Genomic DNA, 21,164 nt, shown 5'->3' with positions numbered 1-21,164 from the left:
AAGGGGCGCGATGTTCACGCAAGGCAGCTGGCTGAATCCACCGGAAACATGGTCCGCCGACGACGCGCAATTGCGCGTGACGACGGATGAAAAAACCGACTTCTGGCGCAAGACTCAATATGGTTTTATACGCGACAGCGGCCACTTTTTCGGCACTGGCATCGACGGTGATTTCACGGCGCAGCTGCACGTGGCGGCGCAGTATTCGTCGCTGTACGACCAGGCCGGCATGATGGTGCGCATCGACGAACAGAACTGGATCAAATGCGGCGTCGAATTTTCCGATGGCCAGCTGTTATTGAGCACCGTGCTCACGCTGGAAAAATCGGATTGGGCCGTCAGCATCACCCCCGCCATGCCGGACGGTTTCTGGCTGCGCGTAACGGTGGCGCAAGGCGTGATCCGCGTGCAGTATTCCACCGATGGCCAGCGCTGGCCGCTGCTGCGTCTGGCGCCATTTCCCGAGGCCGCTAGCTACCGCGTCGGCCCCATGTGCTGCACACCGGAACGCGGTGGCCTGGAAGTGGTTTTTTCCCGGTTTTCCATCGCTCCGGCGCAGCAAAAAGACTTGCATGATTTGAGCTGAATCAAGCCACCCACGTCTCGTGCAAATGGCGCCACAGCAGGGCGCCAGCTGGTGTTTTTTCATATACGACGGTCGACAAACGCTCGGTATTTTCTGCGCTCGGCAGCGACTGGAATTCGCGGTAGGAGACGGTAGCGCCGGCGGCGCTTTCCTGGATTAAAACGAGGTCGGAAATTCGCATCTGCAAGCCCGGTCGGCTGCCGCCGGCTGCGCGGAAAAATGCCGTCAAGCCAGCGCTATTGAGCTGCTTGCCGCCTGGCGCCACCATCGTGAAAGCGGGTGAAAAACGCGCCAGCAATTCGGCGCAATGTGCTGGCGCCGCCGCCTCGCCAGAGAGCCATGCACGGATCAGTATATGCGTGGACAAGACGTCGTCAAAATAGGGGTTCGTTGCGTTCATTTTTTGCTTGCTCCATGGTGATGTAAAAGGTCGAGAACGGCACGGTTATCGATGCGCGAGCACAGTGCCAAAGGCAGCACGCACGAGGCTGCGGCGAGGGCAAAACACCAGTGAAAAACCTGGACCGCGCGCAGGTGCTGGGTGGGGTCGTCGAGCGACGCAATGCCCTGCGCCGCCAGCAAGCCATTCAGTAGTACGCTGAGCAGCGCCACGCCCAGGCAAAAGCCCAGCTGACGGTTGATATTCCACAAAGCGCTGGCCTGGCTCAGTTGCCCGTCCGGCGTGCGCAAGAAAGCCGTGCTTTGCGCCGTGCTGCTGCACAAGCCGCCGCCAAAACCCATCACGGCATATGCCCAGGCCAGCCAGAATACTTGGCCCGCAGAGTCCACCCGCAGCAGCATCAGCATGCCCGCCGCCTGCAGCAGGGCGCCAGCCATGAACAGGGGTTGCGGACCCACGCGGCGATAGCTCTTACCGGTGAGCGAAATGGCCGCAAACGAGGCCAGCGCCCACGGCAGCATCAGCGCGCCCGCCGTCGACGCCGACATGCCCAGCACGCCCTGCAGGTACAGCATGGCCAGCAGGCTCACGCCCATGAAGACGCCCGGCACCAGCAGGTACATCAACATGGCAATGCGCAGCAGCGGTTCAGCGGCCAGGCGCAGCTTGAGCAGCGGCGTGGATTTGCGCAGCGCGCCGCGCACATACACCCAGGCGCAGACGGCGCCCAGCGCCAGCACGCCAGCGCCGGCAGGCAACTCTCCCGGCGTGCCCAGCATGGTCAAACCCAGCAACAGCAGCAAAATCGCCATGCTCCCCGCCACAAGGCCACCCGTGTCGAGCCGGGGCACGGCCGCGCGCGGCGGATCGGGGCGCAGCCAGCAGGCGGCCAGTAGCAGCGCCAGCGCCGCGAATGGCACGTTCAGATAGAAAATCCAGCGCCACGAGAGGCTGTCGACGATCACGCCGCCCAAGGCGGGCGACAGCGCGGGCGCCAGCAAGCCCACCAGCATGATGACGGAGGACAGGCCGGGCCGCTCGGCAGGCTTGTATAACTGGTAGGTCATGCTTTGCCCCAGCGGAATGAGCAAGCCGCCGCCCAGGCCCTGCACGCAACGCCAGGCGATCAGTGCCTCGATGGACGGCGCCAGGCCGGCGCCGATGCTGGCGCATAAAAAAGTTAGCAACGATGCCATGAACACGGTTTTGCTGCCATAATAGGCAGCAAGCCAGGCGCTGGCGGGAATGACGATGGTCAGGCCGAGGATGTAGGCGGTGCTGATCCAGGCCAGCTGCGCCACCGAAGCGTGCAGGGCATGGCCGATGTCGGGGTAGGCGACGCTGGTGATGAACATGTTGATCAAGTCGACGAAAAAACCCAGCAGATAAATGGCCGCGACCTTTTTGCGATAGTCCATGGTGCTCCGAATGGCAAACGGCCAGCTTAAGCGTCTATCGCCATTTGCGTAACGGGCCAGCCCCGATTAAACTGTCAAATTAATTTTGACAAACCTCTACAACCCGCATGCCTACTCATTTTTATTTATGATCAGTCTTGACCGTTTGGGTATTTTCATCGCCATCGTCGACGCCGGTTCGCTGACAGCCGCCGCCGCCGTGCTGGGCCAGAGCAAGGCCGTCGTCAGCTTCAACCTGAAACAGCTGGAGGCGGAGCTGGGCGTGTCGCTGCTCACGCGCAGCACGCGCAGCCTGGCGCTCACCGACGTGGGGCGGCGCTTTTACGAAGATTGCCAAGGCGTGCTGAGCGAAGCGCAGAGCGCCATCGAGACGGCGCGCCAGGGACACCAGAGCTTGCGCGGCACCCTGCGCCTGACCACCACCGTCGAATACGGCGGCCGCACGGTGATCCCCGCGCTGATCGCCTTTGCCGCCGCCCATCCGCAACTGCAGATCCAGCACTCCTCATCGTCCTCGCATGAAGACCTGATTTCGGGCGGCTACGATCTGGCCATCCGCATGGGGTCACTCAACGATTCAAGTTATCGCGCCGCGCTGATCGAGCCGTATGCGATCTGGCCCGTCGCCTCGCCCGCCTACCTGGCCAGCCTGCCCGCCAGGGACATCGCCACCTTGCCCGACTTGCAGCGCGCGCGCTGGCTGGCGCACAGCCGACTCAGCACGCCGCTGCGCTGGGAGGTGCAAACGCCAGACGGCCCCGCCGCCTTTGCCGCGCAGGACGATGCCGCCATCCATTCCGACTCCGCCTCGGCCCTGCTGGGCTTTGCCCTGGGCGGCTGCGGCGTGGCCCTGCTGCCGCAGTGGCTGGTGGAAGGGGAAGTGCGCGCGGGACGCCTGCGCCGCCTGCTGCCCGATGTTGTCTTCCCGGAGCAGGGCGTGTATGCCGTGTATCCGAACACCCAGCATATTGCGGAAAAGGTGCGCGCCTTTATCGACTTTTTGCGCGCCTTCGTGGGCACGCCCGCCTGAGCATGCGCCTTGCCCCACGGCGCAAATATCACGTCGTCAATACTTGTTGAACATAACGATTTCCAAGGGGCAAACGGGCGCCCCTTTCGTTTTTCACGGCCTACACTGAAAGGACGTTGTTCACCGATTGGAGACCATCATGACACATACATTGGCAGCAGTTTTCGTCCTGCGCGACATGGCCGAGCGGGCCCGGCACGACCTGATCACGGCGGGCTTCCCCGGCGCCAGCATCCGCCTGCACGATGCGGGCAGTGATGATATTTCCGCCACGGAAAACATCCGCCGCGACGACAGCGACAGCCTGCTCGACAACATCAAGCATTTCTTTACGGACCTGTTCGGCAGCCACGCCGACCGCCACATCTATGCGGAAGCCGTACGGCGCGGGCATGTCGTGCTGACACTGGAAGGGGCGAGCGACGCCGATATCCAGCGCGCCACCGACCTCGTCGAGCGCTATGCGCCGCTTGACATCGATGCGCACGCCGACCACTGGCGCGCTGGCGGCTGGCAAGGCGCGCCGCAAAGCGACAGCGCGATGCGCCAGGGCGCCAGCATGCAGTCAAGCGCGCCATCGCAGCAAGGCACGTTCGCCGGCAACCTGAACGAGGCGGCAAGGTCCCAGCAATTTGCAGGCGGCATGGCAGCGCCGCCACCCTCCGGCGTGGGCGCCAACGTGCGCCGCTATCCCGGCGCCGACAACCTGCCTGGCACCAGCGACGACGACGAGCAGTATTATCGCAACCACTGGAGCAGCCAGTATGCGTCCGGTGGCGGGCGCTTCGACGACTACGATCCCGCCTATCGCTATGGCCATTCGATGGCGGGCAGCGACAGCTACCGGGGACAAAGCTGGGAGCAGGTCGAGCTTGAACTGCGCAGCACCTGGGAACACACGTATCCGCAGTCGGCGTGGGACGACTTCAAGGCGGCCGTCAAGCATGGCTGGGAACGTGTGACGTCCTGAGCGCAGCGGGGCGCTGCGGGCTTCCCCCGGACCTTCAGCGCCCCTCGTGCGTCAGTTGCAGGAAGTGGTTCAGGATATGAAAGTGGTCTTCGAAGAATTGCTCTTCCATGGCCGGCAGGGAGGCCACGGGCACCCACTGCGCCAGTGCCGCGTCGTCGGCTGCCGTCACGGCCGGCAACTGGCGCGTCTTCAGGTCAAAATAGTGCGCATGCGTGATGGTGCGCCCCCGCTGGCTGCGGTCAGGATGGTCGAACACGGCCACGCCGACCAGCGCCTCGACGAGGGTGGGTGCCAGCACGCCCAGCTGGGTTTCTTCCGCCAGTTCGCGCAGGGCGCCCTGCAGCAAGCGTTCGCGCGGCTCCAGGAAGCCACCCGGCAGGGCCCACAAGCCCTTGCCCGGGTAGCCGCCGCGACGCACGAGCAAGACGTGGCCCCCCGTCTGCACCAGCGCATCCACGGTGCAAAAGATGGGCGCATACGGCGCCGTGCGCCAGCGCGCCTTGTAGGCCTCGATGGCGCGGTATTCCTGCACCAGCGGCGCGTACCACGGCAGCAAGGTCCACGCCTTCAGATACTGGCCGATGGCCGCCGGCAGCAGCTGCGCCACGGCGCTCAACGACACATCGACGTCCTCGGCCTCGAACAGCACGTTGCGGATGGCCGTCGCGCCGATGGGCGCACCGGGATCGATCTCCAGATTGAGTAACTGCCAGTGCGGGAAGTGGTGCAGGTAATAACTGGTGGCGTCCTTGAAGCAGGCCACCAGGGTCACGCGCTGCAGCGCCGGCACGGCGCCCGCCACGGCGCGCCGCACGGCATCGGCCCACAAGCCATCGTCGTAGTAATCGCGCACGGCCACGTAATGCACGCGCGCGCGCTGCGCCTCGGGCAGGGTGGCGGCGATCATGGCGGCCCGTTCCTGCCACGTAAACGGGTTCTTCGGACTGCGCGCATGGAAGGCGGAGCCGAGCACCACCACCACCTGGGCGGCGGTGGCCAGCGCCGTTTGCAGCAAGCCGGCATGGCCGTTATGAAATGGCTGGAAGCGGCCGATCAGGATGGCCGCATCGGCGGAATAGGCGAGGGTCATGCGTCGTCTCCGGTAGGGTAGTGGGCGGCGATCGGCAATTGGCGCCCGCTGCCAAAAGCGCGCGAACGCACGCGGATGATGGGCGCCGCCTGGCGCCGCTTGTATTCGTTGCGGGCGACCATGCCAAGGATGCGCCGCACCAGGGTGCGCCCGTCGTCCGTCTCGCGCAGCTGGTCGACCAGGCTCAAAGCTTGCGCGCTTTCCGCCTCCGGCAGGCGCTTGCCCTCGATATGCCACTTTAAAATTTCATCGAGCACGGGATATGGCGGCAAGCTATCGGTGTCGCGCTGCCCCGGCGCCAGTTCCGCCGACGGGGGCTTGTCCAGCACGGCGACGGGTATCAATTCGCGCCCGGCGCTGGCGTTGATGTGGCGCGACAGGGCGAACACCTCGGTTTTATACAGGTCGCCGATCAGCCCCAGTCCCCCATTCGTGTCGCCGTACAAGGTGCAATAGCCGACCGAGATTTCGCTCTTGTTGCCGGTGGTGAGCAGCAGGGCGCCGAAGGCGTTCGAGTATTCCATCAGGATCGTGCCACGCACTCTGGCCTGCAGGTTTTCCAGCGGCAGTCCCTCCAGCTTGCCGTCGAAGGCCCCCGCGTAGCCAGCCTCGTACTGCGTCACGATGTCGCGTATCGGATGCGTGTGCAGGGCGATGCCCAGGTTGGCGCACAGCGCCACCGAATCGGTGACGGAACCGGCGCTGGAAAAGATGGACGGCATGGTAATGGCCACCACGTTGCAAGCGCCCAGCGCTTCAACGGCCAGGGCCAGGGTCAGCGCCGAATCGATGCCGCCCGAGCAGCCGACAACGACTTTCGTAAAACCGCAACGGCGCGCGTAGTCGCGCAAACCGAGCACGATTTGACGCCGCGCAAACTCCACGGCGGGGATGCCTTCCGGGTCCGGTACGGGAAACGCCGAGCCATCGGTCCGGGTAAAACGCCCATCGGCAAAGCGCAGCAGTTGACAGTCTTCGACGAAGCGGGCCGATTCGAATTGCACGCCGTCAACCGGTGAAATGGCGAACGAGGCGCCGTCGAACACGAGTTGATCCTGGCCGCCCACCTGGTTGACGAACAACAGGGGCAAGTGCACGCGCTTGCAGGCGGCGCCAAACACGGCGTGGCGCTGCGCGCGCTTGCCAATGTCGGAAGGGCTGGCGTTGATGCTGACGACCAGGTCGGGCCGCGCAGCGTGCAGGGAGTCGAAAGGGTTGACGGCGTAGGCGCGGCCGTCGTCGTTCCAGCCATCCTCGCAAATCATGAAGCCGACCTTGCAGCCGGCGATGGACAAGGTGCAGGCGCCGGACGGGCCAGGCTCGAAATGGCGGCCCTCGTCGAAAATGCCATACGTCGGCAGCAGCTGCTTGTAGTATTCGGCGACGATGCACCCGTTGCGCAGCGCCAGCAAGGCGTTGTACAGGGGCTTGCCGACGCCAGAGTTCGGCCGCGCCGTGCCGATGACGGTGACGAGTTCCGGCCAGCGCGTGGATGCTTGCAGCAGCTTGTCGAGCGCCTGCTGCATGTCGCGCAGGAAGGCGGCATCCTCGAACAGGTCGCCAGGGTAATACGCGCACAGCGACAGTTCAGGGCATACCAGCAAGTCGGCGCCATCGCTGCTGGCGCGCTGCATGCGCGCGATGATGGCGGCGACATTGGCGTCGAAGTCGCCCACGGTAGGATTCATCTGGGCGAGGGCGATGGTCAGCATGGCGATCCTTTATTGCTTGCGCTTGAAACCACTATCCTGCCTGAAATTTTACGCATCGTACTGATGCAATCGTGCAAGCCCGCCGATCAGGGTGCTACAAGGTCTTGAGCCAGGCCCGCAAGCGCGTGCGCGCGTTCGCATACGGCGAGGAGGTATTGAACTGAATCATGCGTCCCATCGTGTAATGCGTGTACCAAGGCTGGCCATACAATTGCGCATCGTCATGCGCTTCGATCAGCGCCAGCAACTGGTTTTTCGCCTGTTCCAGGCGCTGCAGCAAGTCATCCACGCCCAGTTCAGCATAGTCCGCATAGAAGCGCTGCGCCAGGGCGCCCAGAGCGTTCCACGTGAAACCTTCGGCGGGAAAGGCGATGTCTTCGATGCGTTTGCCGTCGCGCAGCTGCGCGTGCCAGTGCAAGACCAGCTCGTTCCACCCCACCAGGTAGGCGAGCAAATCGCACACGCTCATGCGCGTGCCCTTGACCTGCCCTTCCAGCACGGGCTCACGCGCCAAGGCCGGTGGCACACGCGCCAGCTCCTGCGCCAGCTTGGCGTACGTGGTGCTAATCGCCTCGACCAGTTCCTGCTTGCTGTTGGGAATCGCCATCACGCCGCCTTGACGACAGGCAAGCCGGCCGCCTGCCAGTCGTCGTAACCGCTACCGAGACGGCGCGCATGCAAGCCCTGCTGGCGCAGGGCGGCAACGGCCCGCACGGACAGCACGCAATACGGGCCACGGCAGTAGGCGGCGATTTCTGCGTTCACCGGCAATTCGCCCAGGCGGCGCTGCAAGTCATCAAAAGGAATATTGATCGCACCGGGCAGATGGCCGGCAGCAAATTCCTGCGCGGGCCGCACGTCGAGCACGGTGATGCTGGCTTCCTGCATGCGCCCCAGCAGCTCGTCGCCCGTGATCGCTTCCACATGATCGCCCCGGGTCAGCGCCTGCAACTCGCTGCGCTGATGCTGCGCATACACGTCCAGCGCGGCCAGCAGTTGCACGATGGGGCCGCTGCCCAGCCGGTACAGCACGCGCTTGCCGTGGCGTCGCGCCTGCACGAAACCGGCACGCCGCAACTGCTGCAAATGCTGGGAGGTATTTGCCACTGACAGGCCCGTCAACTCCACCAGCTGCTCCACCGCATATTCGCCCTGAGCGATCTGCTCTAGCAGGCGCAAACGCGGTGCGCTGCCTAAAATATGGGCAAACGCGGCGGAACCGGTGAGACATTCGATATCGGCATTTTTCATTGACACGATGCTAGCACCCTTATAACATTCAAGCAATCAATTGAATGTTATAAGGTGACAACGATGCAAATACTCTGGCTCGATGCCCTGGCGATCGGCGTGGGCGCGACGGCGGTGATGGATGTGTGGGCGGTGGCCTTGAAACGCTTCTGGTGCATACCCTCGCTGAACTTTGCGATGGTTGGACGCTGGCTGGGCCACCTGCCACGCGGCACCGTGAGCCACGTCAATATCGCCCAGGCGGCGCCTGTACGCGATGAAGCCATCCTGGGCTGGACCGCCCATTACGTGATCGGCGTGCTGTTTGCGGCCGTGCTGCTGGCGCTGGTGGGGCAGGAGTGGGTGCAAGGGCCAACGTTCGCGCCGGCCTTGCTGGCTGGCCTCGTGAGCGTGGCCGCGCCGTTCTGTATCTTGCAGCCGGGCATGGGCGCCGGCCTGGCCGCCAGCAAGACGCCGCATCCGACGGCCGCCCGCCTGCGCAGCCTGATGGCCCACACGGCGTTCGGCATCGGCCTGTACCTGGCGGCGTTGCTGTGGTCGACGGTGCGTTAAGACGTCAGCGGCGGCACGGGGGCGGGCGCCGGTGCGGGTACAGCCGCCGAGATGGCCGGCGTCTCTGGCTGCGCCGGCACGGTGCTCAGCACCATCGTGCTGGGCTTGGCAATCGCGATATGCGCCTCGTCCAAGCGCTTGAGCAGCTCGAACAGCAGGGCGCTGCGGATGCCCGACGTCAGGCGCGGCGACGAGGCATAGCCGGTAGCGTTGAACAGCAAAAAGCCATTGTCGATACCGTCGAGCTGCACGCTGGGCGCCGGCGTCTCGAGCACGTCAGGATTGTCGACAAAGGTGGACAGGATCAGCGCGCGCGCCGCTTGCGCATCCGTGCCCAGCGGCAGCGGCAGCTTGACCTGCACCAGGCCCAGCGGATTGGCCAGGGTGACGTTGCGCACTGTCTTGGTGATGAATTCCGAGTTCGGTACGATCACCGTGGAACGGTCGCCCAATTGAATTTCCGTGGCGCGTACATTGATGCGGCGAATGTCGCCTTCCACACCGCCCAGCGAGACCCAGTCGCCCACTTTCACAGGACGCTCGGCCAATAAAATCAGGCCGGACACAAAGTTCTGCACCACCGCCTGCAAGCCAAAACCGATACCTACCGACAAGGCCGACGCCACCCACGCGATGCGTTCCAGTCCGATGCCGGCCGCCGACAGGGCCAGTGCCACGGCCAGCACGCCCCCGATATAGCCAAATAGGGTAATGAACGACACTTGCATGCCGGAGTCGAGATTGGTGGTCGGCAAATAACTGTTTTGCAGCCAGCGCTTGAACAGGCCCAGCGCCACAAAGCCCACCACCAGCACCAGCAGGGCCTGGATCAGCGCGGCAGGGCGGATCGCTACCTCGCCGATGGCCAGGCCATCCTGCAGCTTGCCCACGCGCTGGAACAGCTCGCCCGGACCTTCGCCGAACGGCGCCAGCAGCAGCATCAGGGCCAGCAGCACGACGATGGCGCGGCCGATGCCCGACAGCAGCACGGCCGCCTGGTCGCGCGCCTTGGGCGTGGCCAGCACGGGATGGGCGGCATCCGGCGGCGGCGGCGTGGAGGCCAGCAGCATGCAGATATCGTCGACCAGCACCGTCAGCAGATAGGTGCTGCCCACCACCACGATGACCCAGGCAATTTGCTTGGCGATAAAACTGCCGAACGCCACATAGCCGACCAGCAAACTGATAACGCTCGACGCCAGCGCCAGCCACAGCAGCACCGTGATGCAGCGCAGCCACAGCGGCGTGACCAGGGTGGCGGGATCGGCCTCGCGCAACAGGCGCCAGCAGCGCTCGGCGCGCATCAAGCCATAAGCGATGGTCGTGCTCATCACCAGGGCGACGATGCAATTGACGGCCACGGCCGTCGACAGGCCCGCATTAATGACGATGGTGACGCGTTCCGTGGCCCACACCAGCACCACGATGAAGGCAAACGTCGATGGAAAATGGCGCAAGCGATGCGCCAGCGCGTCGGGCAGGGGCAGCAAGCGCCACGACACGCGCCAGGGCGACAGCAGCGCGTGGCCCAGGCCCGCCGTAAAACCGGCAAAACAGATGATGCCGATCAAGCTGCCAAGGAAAGTCGAGGTTTTTTCAGACAGGCCGCCATCCCAGCGCAAACCCATGGCCAGCAATTCGGCCACCAGGCCCGGCGTCGCCGCCGCCAGCACCAGCACGGCCAGCGCATGCAAGGAGCGGCGCAAGCGGCCATGCGGCACGCGCGTGGCCGTGATCACCAGCAGATAGCGCGAAACCCAGACGCTGGCGCCGATCACGGCCACGATGCCGGCCAGCAAGCCACCCCAGGCCGACCACGGCGTGGCACGTGCCGCGTTGGCCAGCTCCAGCTCCAGCGCCCGCAGGCGCTGCAAATTCTGCGGCAATTCCGCATGCAGCTGTTTCCAGAAGGAACCGGCCAGGATGGACGCAGTGCGCTCGCCCAGGCGCGCCTGCAGCTGCGCGCGGCGCGCCGTCGACACCTGCTCGGACGCCTGCGTCGCTTCCACGGCCAGCAAGCGCGCCAGCTTCACCTGCGCATCGAGCGCGCTGCTGGTGCGGTCCAGCTGGCTGCGCTGCGCCGCCACGTCAGGGGCCTCTTTCGTGCCCGCCGCCGGCTTGCCCAGCTCGGCCAGCCGCGCCTGCACGCTGGCGAGCGTGGGCGCGAGCGCATCGGCAACCTTGTCCGCTTCGGCGCTGGCCGCCAGCGCATCGGCGCGCATCTGCGACAGAGTCGCGTCATCGAGATCGGCATCGCCATCGAGCGCCTTCTGGATCGTGGTGATCTGCTTGCGCAAGCCATCGAGGCGCTGGTCGGCCGTGGCGGCATCATCGACGGGCTGCGCCCAGGCGGGCGGCGCCGATAGCGAGCACGCCAGCAGCAGGGTCAATAGCAGCGGCAATAGCCAGCCACGCCAGGGCTGGCGCGCGGAAAAGAAATGGGGGGTACGGAATGAAATCATGCGGTCCTATCGGCCAGGTCAATACGGGTGAAAGCGAGACGGCATCGCGCCAGCAGGCGCCGCGGCAAAGAGCAGCGGCGGGGCGATGGGTGTTACGGGAGTTGCTTAACTGTACGGCAAACAGCGACAGCCTAGCGCACTCAAGCGATATATGGCGGAAATTTTCGTGCGGCAATAATGACGGCCAGGCACGCGCATGGCATCGGCGCTACGGCAGTTCGATTTGATGCACTTGCTTATCGGAAGCAATAGAACGCGGCCGCCATGGCGGATTGATGACGGTGATGTCCTTCACGCCCAGCTTGGCGAAGTCGTCAGCGGAAAAGGTCCACCCGATCACCTTGCTGTCGGCATCGAAGTGGCGTGCCAGTTCGGGCGTCTGGCCCATGGTCGTGATGCGCTGCTGGACACCTATCTGCGCAAAATACTGGCGTTCGGCCTCCCGCTGGGGAGCCAGCCATGTTTGTATCTCCGCCTGCAACTGCTGACGCATGGCTTGCCGCTCGGCTGCCGGCAAGGCCGCCAGCATGGCTTCCTGCTGCTCATCGACGGCAAACGTGGCGCTACTGAGGCCGCCGTGATAACCGACCACGGCAAAGTTGCTGACGATCTTGCGGGGCGCGGCGGTAAAAACGTAGTTGGCGCACGAGGAAAAACAATACTCGAGCACCTTGACCGTCAATGCCTGCGCCCGCACCCAGGTACCCAGCGCCATGCCGGCCTGCGTCGGGCCGCCCTTGCTGCGGATGGCCAGCACGCGCGGCTTGGTTTCCTCGGAGGCGAACAGTGCCAGCGCACGCTGATTCGCCTCGGCCGAGATGCTGCCGACATAGTTGAGCTCGCCGTTATCCAGATAAACCTGAGTACCGGTTTCTGCGAGCGCCAGCGGCGCATACAGTGTGGCAACAAGCAGAGGCGCGAGGCAGGCAGTCATGTGCATGGCAAATGGCGTGAGGAAATGGAATTACAAACCGCAGCAGGTCTGGCGGGTATCAGCTCATTGTAAGATATTTTATAAATAAAATAAGGTTTGCCATTTCTTCCAGGCCAGCGTTCGCGCCGGCACCGTGTGAGGAATTGTAGAAGAGTGCGGTGGCGGCATCCTGGTTCCAGTTTATTCATGAACATAAGATTGGATAACGGAGCGCTTGCCGGTGATGCCGGGGCACTTGGGCAAGACACCGGCATAAAGCGACTTTTTAGAGCACCTTCTACAAGGGAAAACTCAGCTGTCCGGTATCTCAGCAGCCGGCTAGGTCGAGAGTTCTCCTCGAATGATTTCTGCGCCTGCACTGAGCGCATGCAATTTTCCTCTTGCTACCCGACGAGACAGGGGCGCCATGCCACAGTTAGTGCTCGGATAGAGTTTGTCGGCATCGACAAACCGCAGCGCTTTGCGCAGGGTGTTGGCGACTTCCTCCGGCGTTTCGATGGTATTGCTTGCCACGTCAATGGCCCCTACCATCACTTTTTTGCCACGAATGAGTTCAATCAGGTCAATGGGAACACGCGAGTTGTGGCATTCCAGCGAGATGATATCGATATTCGATTGCTGCAGCTTGGGAAAAGATTCTTCGTATTGACGCCACTCGGACCCCAGCGTATTTTTCCAATCCGTATTGGCTTTGATGCCGTAGCCATAGCAAATATGCACGGCCGTTTCGCATTTGAGCCCTTCGATCGCCCTTTCCAGGGTGGCAATCCCCCAATCATTCACCTCATCAAAGAACACATTGAATGCGGGTTCATCAAACTGGATGATGTCGACGCCGGCAGCCTCCAATTCTCTGGCTTCCTGATTGAGTATCTTGGCGAATTCCCAGGCCAGTTTTTCGCGGCTCTTATAGTGGCTGTCATACAGCGTATCAATCATCGTCATCGGACCTGGCAGCGCCCATTTGATGGGTTGCTTGGTTTGCTGACGCAAAAACCTGGCGTCTTCCACAAAAACCGGCTTCGGGCGGCTCACGGCGCCAACGACGGTCGGCACGCTCGCATCATAGCGGTCACGAATTCTGACGGTCTCGCGCTTGTCAAAATCGACGCCGCTCAGGTGCTCGATGAACGTGGTGACAAAGTGCTGACGGGTCTGCTCGCCATCACTGACAATATCGATGCCGGCCTGCTGTTGTTCCTGCAGTGACAAACGTAAAGCATCTTGTTTGCCCTCGATTAATTCCTCGTCCTGTAATTTCCAGGGCGACCAGAGTTTTTCGGGTTGCGCAAGCCAGGAAGGTTTGGGCAAGCTGCCGGCAGTGGATGTAGGCAATAATTTTTTCATGATAACTGGTTTCGTATTTTAATTAAGCGGAGAGCGTGGTCGCAGCCCATTGTTCAAGAATATTTTTGTATGGTTTGATGAAGTGCTCTTCCGTATATTTGCCCTGCTTGACTGCCAGCTGGCTGCGCTCTTCCCGGTCATAGACAATTTGCGTCAACGAATAATCCTGGTTCTTCAGGCTGGGTTGATAAAGTCTTCCCGCCGCAGAATTGGCGTTATAAATCTCGGGCCGGTAGATCTTTTGGAACGTTTCCATCGTGCTGATGGTGCCGATCAGCTCAAGATTGCTGTAGTCGCCCAGCAGGTCGCCGATAAAATAAAATGCCAAAGGTGCCGCACTGTTTGGCGGCATGAAATAGCGCACCTGCATCCCCATTTTCTCGAAATATTCATCCGTCGAGGAGAACTCATTTTGTTGATACTCAACGCCCAGGATGGGATGCTGGTTTTCAGTGCGCTGATAGGTCTTGCTGCTCGAGGCGCTGATGCAGATGACCGGCGCCTTGCTGAAGTGCGCTTTGTAAGTAGTTGATCTGACAAAGTGCTTGAACAGCTTGCCATGAAAATCGCCGAAATTGTCCGGTGTGCCAAAGGTGGATTTATTATTGTTGTGCTCTGGCAGCAGCACGCTGAAGTCGTAATCGCGCACATAGGACGAGAAGTTATTCCCAGCGATGCCGTCGATGCGCTCTCCGGTTTTTTTATCCAGGATATTCGGCTTCAATATCTCGATCAGTGGAATATTCCCGCCTGCGGCATCCATATTCAACGCGACGGAAATGATTTCAAGTTCGACTGAGTAGCGGTCTGCCTTCGGGTTATCCCAATGCGCCAGGTTGTTGAAGCGGCTGTCGATCATTTTCAGGGTGTTGCGCAAGTTCTCCTGGCGACGCTCTCCCCTGGCCAGATTGGCAAAGTTGGTCGTCAGGCGCGTATTGTCCGATGGATGATAGTTTTCATCGAAAACAATGCTCTTGATGCTGAATGCAAAATCTTGGCTCATGGTGATCTGGTGTCCTGATTGCTGCGAAAAGATGAATGTGTTGATTGCTTGCTGAGCGTGGCGATGCGTATCAGGCCGCGACCAGCGTTTCGGCGGCGGCAGATTGCGCATGGCGCGTCAAGCCGACCAACGGCAATGCCCGTTGGACCGCCAGTGTGGCCCGCTGGATCAGGGCCGCGTCCTGCAGACGGTAGTCGGCGAAATCCTTGTCGGTCGCGTAGACGCCCAGCGGCAAGGTGCGTGCCTGGAAAAAGCTGAACAGCGGCCGCAATTGGTGGTCGATCATCAGGGCATGGCGCTCGCTGCCGCCGGTGGCCGCCAGCAAGACGGGCTTGTCGATCAAGGCATCCTGATGAATGAAGTCGAAGAAGTGCTTGAACAGTCCCGTGTAGGAACCGCGAAAGACCGGTGTTGCCACCACCAGGATGTCGGCTTGCTCGACCGCCGCAAGTTCCCGCGCCACCGTATCGGGCAGGTGGGAGCGCCAGGTCGCGCCGGCGAGCTGGGGGGCGAGCTGGCCCAGTTCGACCAGACGTTGTTCGCACAGCACTTCGTCGGCGATCAAGTCCATCAGGTGCTCTGCCAGGGCTGCCGCCTTGGAAGGGCGTTGCAGCCCGCCGGAGACGGCGACTAAACGCAGGGGACGTGTCATGTTTGCTTTCATAGGGATGGATGCGCCGGGGCCGAAAAATGCCAACAACAAGGACATCGATGATAGCGGCGGGAATCGATGAAGTATAATGGTCTTATTTCATACATCCATGAATGTGGCTCATTTCAATGCTTGAACGCATCCACCTCAGCATCGTCCAGCAGGTCGAAAAACAAGGGTCGTTGACGGCCGCCGCAGGCGTGCTGCACCTGACCCAGTCGGCCCTGAGCCACAGCATGAAGAAGCTGGAGCAGCAACTGGGCACCGACGTCTGGCTGCGCGAAGGGCGCAACCTGCGCCTGACGCAGGCCGGCCAGTATCTGCTGGCGGTGGCGAACCGGGTACTGCCGCAACTGGACCTGGCCGAAGAGCGCCTGGGTCAATTCGCGCAGGGCGAGCGCGGTGCGCTGCGCATCGGCATGGAATGCCACCCTTGCTACCAGTGGCTGCTCAAAGTGGTTTCCCCCTATCTGGCCGCATGGCCCGACGTGGATGTGGACGTCAAGCAAAAGTTCCAGTTTGGCGGGATCGGCGCGCTCTTCGGCTACGAGATCGACCTGCTGGTCACGCCCGACCCGCTGTACAAACCGGGGCTGACATTCGAACCCGTGTTCGACTACGAGCAGGTGCTCGTCGTGGCCAAGGGCCATGCCCTGGCTACCGCGGCCTATGTGCAGCCCCAGCAACTGACCCAGGAGGTGCTCATCAGCTACCCCGTGGATATCGAGCGCCTGGACATCTATAACCAGTTCCTGTTACCGGCCGGTGTCACGCCCAAGCGCCACAAAGCCATCGAAACCACCGACATCATGCTGCAGATGGTGGCCAGCGGACGCGGTGTGGCCGCCCTGCCGCGCTGGCTGGTCGAGGAATATGCGGCCAAGATGGACGTCGTGCCTGTGCGGCTGGGCGTGCGCGGCATCGCCAAGCAAATCTTCCTGGGGGCACGCGAGACGGACACCGCCATCGACTACGTGCGTGCCTTCATCGAACTGGCCCGCCAGCCTGCCATCGTCATGGCGCAAGGAAGCGATGCTAAAACCCTTGATGCATCCCGCTAAGCCCAGGCCCGCCAGCAGCATCACGCACGCCTATACCCTGGGGCCAGCCTGCTGCGCGCTTTCCATGGATTCCACTGCGTCGAAAATATGCGCCAGCGCGCTTTCCATGGCGCCGGCGGTAGCGTCGCCGCTCTGGTTGGTGATGATGAAGACCCCAAGCTGATATTTGGGAACGACGTAGGCGTAGCTTTGCGCACGTGGCACGCCGCCATGGTGTACATAATGCGTGCCCAACTGGCGATTGCTACCGATGTTCCAGAAATAGCCAATGCTGAAGTCCTCCTGAAAGCGCGCCAAAGGCTTGTGCGATTCGACGACCGCAGGATGGACGCCCAATTGCAGGCGCAGGTACTTCGCCATATCCGGCATAGTCGACTTCAGGTTGCCGGCTGCCCCCCAGGGCAGTTGTGGCATCGGCGTTGTTACGACGGGATTGTCACTGTGGTAGCCGGGCGCTAGCCGGCCGGTATCCCTGGCCGTGATTCTCAGCTTGGTATCCTGCATGCCGGCTTCGCGCGCAAGGAATTGCGCGAGCAGGACTTCATAGGGTATTCCGTAGATTTTTTCGAGAGTGTGCGCAATGAGTTCGGTACCTGCGCTTGAATATGCATAGTCCTTGCCTAGCGGACCTTTGATGCTGACTGTGTGCAAGTCCTGCCAGAATTGCTGTTGTCCGTAGCTGGCGTAGGCTGCATTGAGCTTTGCCGGCGTGGCGTGTGCAGTGAAATCCTTCAATATGGTGTTCACCTGCAATGGCAGCATGCCCGGCATATTGCTGGTGTGCGTGATCAAATGGCGCAAGCGAACCGGCTGGCCCTGCGACTGCAGGTTCGGGTAGGCGGCCGCCAGGTACTTTTGTATGGGATCGTCGAGCGCCGCCTTCCCATCAAGCACAGCGTTCGCCAGTAGCAGGCCAGCAAAAGTTTTGCTGACTGAGCCGATTTCATACAGCGTTGTATCGTTCGGCGGATTGGCTTTGCCCGTCTCCAGCTCGCCTTGATGCAGAATGAATTCCTTGCCGCGATACACGACAGCAATCGAGGTCGCGTGTAGAAAATTTGACTGCAGCAGCGCGGTCGCGGTCTGGCGCATTGCCGCAGGAATGTCATGCACAGGTGCTGTGGCAGCGGGCTTGCAAGCTGCCAGCACCAGTGTCATTCCAGTTATGATTGCGGCGAATTTGCTCATCATGCGCACCATCCAGGGGGGGAGGGGGCATTCTCGCACAATGGGTTCGGCGGTGACAAAAAAAGTCACTCGTATGGCTTTTCCAGATAGTGAACGGCGGTGCTGGATAAAAGAAAACGCCACCCGGAAGTGGCGTTTTCTTTGTATTCTTGGTGGCCCGGAGCGGCCCCCCGCCTGCTTATTCCACCGTCACCGACTTCGCCAGATTGCGTGGCTTGTCCACATCCGTGCCCCGCGCCAGCGCCGTGTGATACGCCAGCAATTGCAGCGCGACCACGTGCAGGATAGGCGACAAATCGCCGTAGTGCTCGGGCAGGCGGATGACGTGCAGGCCTTCGCCGGAGCTGATGCGCGAATCGACGTCGGCGAAGACGTAGAGCTGGCCGCCGCGGGCGCGAACTTCCTGCATGTTCGATTTCAACTTTTCGATCAGCGCGTCGTTCGGCGCGATGGTGACGACCGGCATTTCATTCGTCACCAGGGCCAGCGGGCCGTGTTTCAGCTCGCCGGCCGGATACGCTTCGGCGTGAATGTAGGAAATTTCCTTGAGTTTCAAGGCACCTTCCAGGGCGATCGGGTAGTGCATGCCGCGCCCCAGGAAGAGGGCGTTTTCCTTGCGCGCGAATTCTTCGGACCAGGCGATAATCTGCGGTTCCAGCGCCAGCACGGACGCGATGGCGACGGGCAGGTGACGCATGGCTTTCAGGTGCGCCGCTTCCTGTTCTTCGCTCAAGCGGCCATTGACTTGCGCCAGGCACAGGGTCAGCAGGAACAGGCCGGCCAGCTGCGTCGTGAACGCCTTGGTGGACGCCACGCCCACTTCCACGCCGGCGCGCGTGATGTAGGCCAGCGCGCATTCGCGCACCATGGCGCTGGTGGCCACGTTGCAGATGGTCAGGGTGTGCTGCATGCCCAGGCTGCGCGCATGCTTCAGGGCCGCCAGGGTGTCGGCCGTTTCGCCGCTTTGCGAAATGGTGACGACCAGGGTGTTCGGGTGCGGCACGCTGTCGCGGTAGCGGTATTCGCTGGCCACTTCCACGCTGACGGGCACCTTGGCAATCGCTTCGATCCAGTACTTGGCCGTCATGCCCGCATACGAGCTGGTGCCGCAGGCCAGGATCAGCACGCGGTCAATCTGCTTGAAGATGGCATAGGCGTTGTCGCCGAACAATTCCGGCATGATGCCCGTCACGCCTTCGAGCGTGTCACCGATGGCGCGCGGCTGTTCGAAGATTTCCTTCTGCATGTAGTGGCGGTATGGGCCCAGCTCGGCCGCGCCCGTATGCGCATGCACGGTTTTCACTTCGCGTTCGACAGGCTTGCCATCGACATCGACGATCCAGCAGCGCGACAGTTGCAGGTCGACCACATCGCCTTCTTCCAGGTAGATGATCTGGTCGGTCGTGCCGGCCAGGGCCATGGCATCGGAGGCGACAAAGTTTTCACCATTGCCCAGGCCGACGATCAGGGGCGAACCCTGGCGCGCGGCGACCACGCGGTGCGGCTCGTCGCGGCAGAACACGGCAATCGCATACGCGCCATCGAGGCGTTTCACGGCCTGCTGCACGGTCTCGAACAGGTCGCCGTTATACATGTGCTCGACCAGGTGGGCGATCACTTCCGTGTCCGTCTGGCTCTGGAAGACGTAACCGAGGGCCGTCAGTTCGGCGCGCAGTTCGTCATGGTTTTCAATGATGCCGTTATGCACCAGCGCCACGCGGGCGTTCTCTTCCGTTGGGGAAAAGTGCGGGTGGGCATTGAAGGAAACAGGGGCGCCATGCGTGGCCCAGCGCGTGTGGGCGATGCCCGTAAAACCGCTCAAGCCTTCTTCGGCGATCTGCTTTTCCAGCTCGGCGACGCGCGAGGTGGAACGCGAACGCTGCAAACGGCCATCCGCATGCAGGGCGATGCCGCAGGAATCGTAGCCGCGGTATTCCAGGCGCTTCAAGCCTTCGACCAGGATGGGAGTGATGTTACGTTGCGCTACCGCGCCGACGATGCCGCACATGGAAACCTCTGTCTAAAATTTAATCAATGCAAGCATGCTAATGCAGAGTCAATGAAATATGCTTTCTAAATCTGTATATTTTTGACTAAATATTTCACCACTATTTTGCGGTGAAATATTATTTCATTTAGACTCAATATATTCTCCAATTCATCAAAATCATGATCCATAGCAATATTACTCTCGACGACATTGATCGTCGCATCCTGAACGCCTTGCAAATGGATGCATCGCAAACCAACAGTGAGCTGGCGCGATCGGTGCACGTCTCGGCGCCCACGTGTTTGCGGAGGGTCAAACATTTAATAGAAAGCGGTGTGATCGAGCGGCAAGTGGCCATCGTCGCGCCGCAGCTGGTGGGGGCGCGCCTGACGGCCATCGTGGAAATCACGCTCGATGTGCAGGCGGCCGAACGCATGGCGGAATTCGAGCAGCTGGTGGCGATGGAAGCGGCCGTGCTGCAGTGCTACCGCGTCTCGCCCGGGCCCGACTTCGTGCTGATGGTACAGGTGGCCGACATGCCCGCCTACCATGCGCTGGCGCACCGCCTGTTTGCCGCGCACGCCAATGTGCGCAATGTGAAAAGCTATTTTTCCACGTTTCGCAGCAAATTCGAGACGCGCATCGCTGTCTGATTTGCCATCAGCTGATTATCCACCGCTTGCCCACATGCTTATACGCTTCTTGCACACCGCTTATACGGCACTTTTACACAGGCTTATGCACAAGCTGGGCCACGCTCCATGAGCGATGGCACGGGGATTTTTCTCCAGTAATGTCCAGTCTGGACGACACCGTGCCCGACAAAGCAGTGCCGCTCACGCATGCCCTCAGAGCAAGGTATTGCCACGGTGACTTTTACACCGCTTTCACACAGCTTGCCAACAGGCTTACGCACCACTTATCGACAGATTTATCCACAGCCACCAACCGGTGGCAAGGATACGTTCAGAAATGCACTTGCACGTCGGCATGAAACCGGTAACCGGCATTGCGGGCGGTATTGATGGACAAGGTCATGCCGGTGGCCAGCTCGGCCTTGCGGCGCAAACGGCTGATCTGGGTGTCCAGGCGGCGCTGCGCCAAGGACAGGGCACAAGCCGAGGCCAGCCTGCTGCGCGTGGCCCTGCGTAAGCTGCTCAGCAATGCTGACCGGCATGCGCTGCAGGCCCAGGCGATTCGCGTGCAAGACGCCACGCTCGATGACGGCTGCGTACACATCGTCGTCAGCAATGCGGGCGAACTCCTGCCTGCCGATGAAATCCCGCGCCTGCACCAGAAATACTGCCGCGGCCACATCGCCCAGCACAAGCCTGGTGCAGGATTGGGCCTGTACTGGGTACAGCGCATCGCCGTGTATCCCGGCGCCGGGGCAGGCGAGAACCGGGCAGGCCGCAGTGAAATGCCCGAGCATATGTCGCCAGGCCTGTTCTGATCGACTGCAGCACTTGCCCACATGCTATCCACCGCCTATTCACGCGCTTTTCCACAGGTTTATCC

The 21,164-nt window shown here is 61.8% G+C and carries 20 protein-coding genes; 7 read left to right on the top strand and 13 right to left on the bottom strand.

Annotated features, from left to right (window positions below; genetic code table 11):
- The first annotated feature begins 10 nt into the window (after nt 1-10).
- Entirely contained in the window at nt 11-586 is a 576-nt protein-coding gene (locus tag ACQ4WZ_RS22735) for a DUF1349 domain-containing protein (RefSeq protein WP_436574578.1), read from the top strand.
- Nucleotide 587: 1 nt separating this feature from the next.
- Here the strand turns inward: ACQ4WZ_RS22735 and ACQ4WZ_RS22730 are convergent, their stop codons facing one another.
- Both ACQ4WZ_RS22730 and ACQ4WZ_RS22725 read right to left on the bottom strand, forming a co-directional pair.
- Nucleotides 588-986: a DUF4440 domain-containing protein gene (locus ACQ4WZ_RS22730; RefSeq protein WP_436574577.1), complete on the bottom strand. Its 399-nt coding sequence runs from the start codon at nt 984-986 to the stop codon at nt 588-590.
- The gene (locus ACQ4WZ_RS22725) at nt 983-2,404 is read right to left on the bottom strand and encodes an MFS transporter (RefSeq protein WP_436574576.1); all 1,422 of its coding nucleotides are present in this window, start codon (nt 2,402-2,404) and stop codon (nt 983-985) included. Before ACQ4WZ_RS22725 ends, ACQ4WZ_RS22730 begins: the two co-directional genes overlap by 4 nt.
- A gap of 127 nt (nt 2,405-2,531) precedes the next feature.
- Here ACQ4WZ_RS22725 and ACQ4WZ_RS22720 point away from each other — a divergent pair, with 127 nt between their 5' ends.
- A complete protein-coding gene (locus ACQ4WZ_RS22720; RefSeq protein WP_436574575.1) occupies nt 2,532-3,434 on the top strand; it encodes a LysR family transcriptional regulator in 903 nt (300 codons plus the stop codon).
- A 139-nt stretch (nt 3,435-3,573) separates the two neighbouring features.
- The gene (locus ACQ4WZ_RS22715) at nt 3,574-4,404 is read left to right on the top strand and encodes a hypothetical protein (protein WP_101483330.1); all 831 of its coding nucleotides are present in this window, start codon (nt 3,574-3,576) and stop codon (nt 4,402-4,404) included.
- 34 nt (nt 4,405-4,438) lie between these two features.
- Here ACQ4WZ_RS22715 and ACQ4WZ_RS22710 read toward each other — a convergent pair whose 3' ends face one another.
- The 4 genes from ACQ4WZ_RS22710 to ACQ4WZ_RS22695 form a co-directional block, all read right to left on the bottom strand.
- Entirely contained in the window at nt 4,439-5,494 is a 1,056-nt protein-coding gene (locus tag ACQ4WZ_RS22710) for a bifunctional nicotinamide-nucleotide adenylyltransferase/Nudix hydroxylase (protein ID WP_101483331.1), read from the bottom strand.
- Nucleotides 5,491-7,206 carry an NAD+ synthase gene (locus ACQ4WZ_RS22705; protein WP_436574574.1) on the bottom strand — a complete coding sequence of 572 codons (1,716 nt, stop codon included), beginning with the start codon at nt 7,204-7,206 and terminating at the stop codon, nt 5,491-5,493. The genes ACQ4WZ_RS22710 and ACQ4WZ_RS22705 overlap by 4 nt, the downstream gene beginning before the upstream one ends.
- A 94-nt stretch (nt 7,207-7,300) precedes the next feature.
- Nucleotides 7,301-7,813 (bottom strand): ClbS/DfsB family four-helix bundle protein, encoded by a 513-nt coding sequence (locus ACQ4WZ_RS22700; protein ID WP_101483333.1) that lies wholly within the window; start codon nt 7,811-7,813, stop codon nt 7,301-7,303.
- Nucleotides 7,813-8,457 (bottom strand): ArsR/SmtB family transcription factor, encoded by a 645-nt coding sequence (locus ACQ4WZ_RS22695; RefSeq protein ID WP_436574573.1) that lies wholly within the window; start codon nt 8,455-8,457, stop codon nt 7,813-7,815. The genes ACQ4WZ_RS22700 and ACQ4WZ_RS22695 overlap by 1 nt, the downstream gene beginning before the upstream one ends.
- A gap of 63 nt (nt 8,458-8,520) precedes the next feature.
- Between ACQ4WZ_RS22695 and ACQ4WZ_RS22690 the strand changes: the two genes are divergently transcribed.
- Nucleotides 8,521-9,009 carry a DUF2938 domain-containing protein gene (locus ACQ4WZ_RS22690; RefSeq protein ID WP_101483335.1) on the top strand — a complete coding sequence of 163 codons (489 nt, stop codon included), beginning with the start codon at nt 8,521-8,523 and terminating at the stop codon, nt 9,007-9,009.
- On the opposite strand, the gene ACQ4WZ_RS22685 is transcribed toward ACQ4WZ_RS22690, so the two are convergent.
- The 5 genes from ACQ4WZ_RS22685 to msuE all read right to left on the bottom strand — a co-directional run bounded on the left by ACQ4WZ_RS22685 (nt 9,006) and on the right by msuE (nt 15,407).
- On the bottom strand, nt 9,006-11,471 hold the full coding sequence (locus tag ACQ4WZ_RS22685; protein ID WP_243857894.1) for a DUF3772 domain-containing protein: 2,466 nt from the start codon (nt 11,469-11,471) through the stop codon (nt 9,006-9,008). The genes ACQ4WZ_RS22690 and ACQ4WZ_RS22685 overlap by 4 nt on opposite strands.
- A 208-nt stretch (nt 11,472-11,679) precedes the next feature.
- A complete protein-coding gene (locus tag ACQ4WZ_RS22680; RefSeq protein WP_436574572.1) occupies nt 11,680-12,405 on the bottom strand; it encodes a hypothetical protein in 726 nt (241 codons plus the stop codon).
- Nucleotides 12,406-12,723: 318 nt separating this feature from the next.
- The gene (locus ACQ4WZ_RS22675; protein ID WP_101483337.1) at nt 12,724-13,752 is read right to left on the bottom strand and encodes a methionine synthase; all 1,029 of its coding nucleotides are present in this window, start codon (nt 13,750-13,752) and stop codon (nt 12,724-12,726) included.
- A 22-nt stretch (nt 13,753-13,774) separates the two neighbouring features.
- Nucleotides 13,775-14,755 (bottom strand): DUF1852 domain-containing protein, encoded by a 981-nt coding sequence (locus ACQ4WZ_RS22670; RefSeq protein WP_101484795.1) that lies wholly within the window; start codon nt 14,753-14,755, stop codon nt 13,775-13,777.
- Between the two features lie 70 nt (nt 14,756-14,825).
- A complete protein-coding gene (msuE, locus tag ACQ4WZ_RS22665; protein ID WP_436574571.1) occupies nt 14,826-15,407 on the bottom strand; it encodes an FMN reductase in 582 nt (193 codons plus the stop codon).
- 128 nt (nt 15,408-15,535) lie between these two features.
- Between msuE and ACQ4WZ_RS22660 the strand changes: the two genes are divergently transcribed.
- Nucleotides 15,536-16,468, top strand: coding sequence for a LysR family transcriptional regulator (locus ACQ4WZ_RS22660; RefSeq protein WP_133988981.1), 933 nt, complete (start codon nt 15,536-15,538; stop codon nt 16,466-16,468).
- Between the two features lie 30 nt (nt 16,469-16,498).
- Here the strand turns inward: ACQ4WZ_RS22660 and ACQ4WZ_RS22655 are convergent, their stop codons facing one another.
- Entirely contained in the window at nt 16,499-17,659 is a 1,161-nt protein-coding gene (locus ACQ4WZ_RS22655; RefSeq protein ID WP_436574570.1) for a serine hydrolase domain-containing protein, read from the bottom strand.
- A 175-nt stretch (nt 17,660-17,834) separates the two neighbouring features.
- On the bottom strand, nt 17,835-19,664 hold the full coding sequence (gene glmS, locus ACQ4WZ_RS22650; protein WP_101483340.1) for a glutamine--fructose-6-phosphate transaminase (isomerizing): 1,830 nt from the start codon (nt 19,662-19,664) through the stop codon (nt 17,835-17,837).
- Nucleotides 19,665-19,825: 161 nt separating this feature from the next.
- On the opposite strand from glmS, the gene ACQ4WZ_RS22645 reads away from it, so the two are divergent.
- Nucleotides 19,826-20,299 carry an Lrp/AsnC family transcriptional regulator gene (locus ACQ4WZ_RS22645; RefSeq protein WP_101483341.1) on the top strand — a complete coding sequence of 158 codons (474 nt, stop codon included), beginning with the start codon at nt 19,826-19,828 and terminating at the stop codon, nt 20,297-20,299.
- Between the two features lie 371 nt (nt 20,300-20,670).
- The gene (locus tag ACQ4WZ_RS22640) at nt 20,671-21,099 is read left to right on the top strand and encodes an ATP-binding protein (RefSeq protein WP_436574569.1); all 429 of its coding nucleotides are present in this window, start codon (nt 20,671-20,673) and stop codon (nt 21,097-21,099) included.
- Nucleotides 21,100-21,164 lie beyond the last annotated feature (65 nt).

The sequence above is a fragment of the Janthinobacterium darwini genome (genome assembly GCF_051380905.1).
Taxonomy (GTDB): domain Bacteria; phylum Pseudomonadota; class Gammaproteobacteria; order Burkholderiales; family Burkholderiaceae_D; genus Janthinobacterium.
This window is presented reverse-complemented; position numbering and strand designations above follow the sequence as displayed.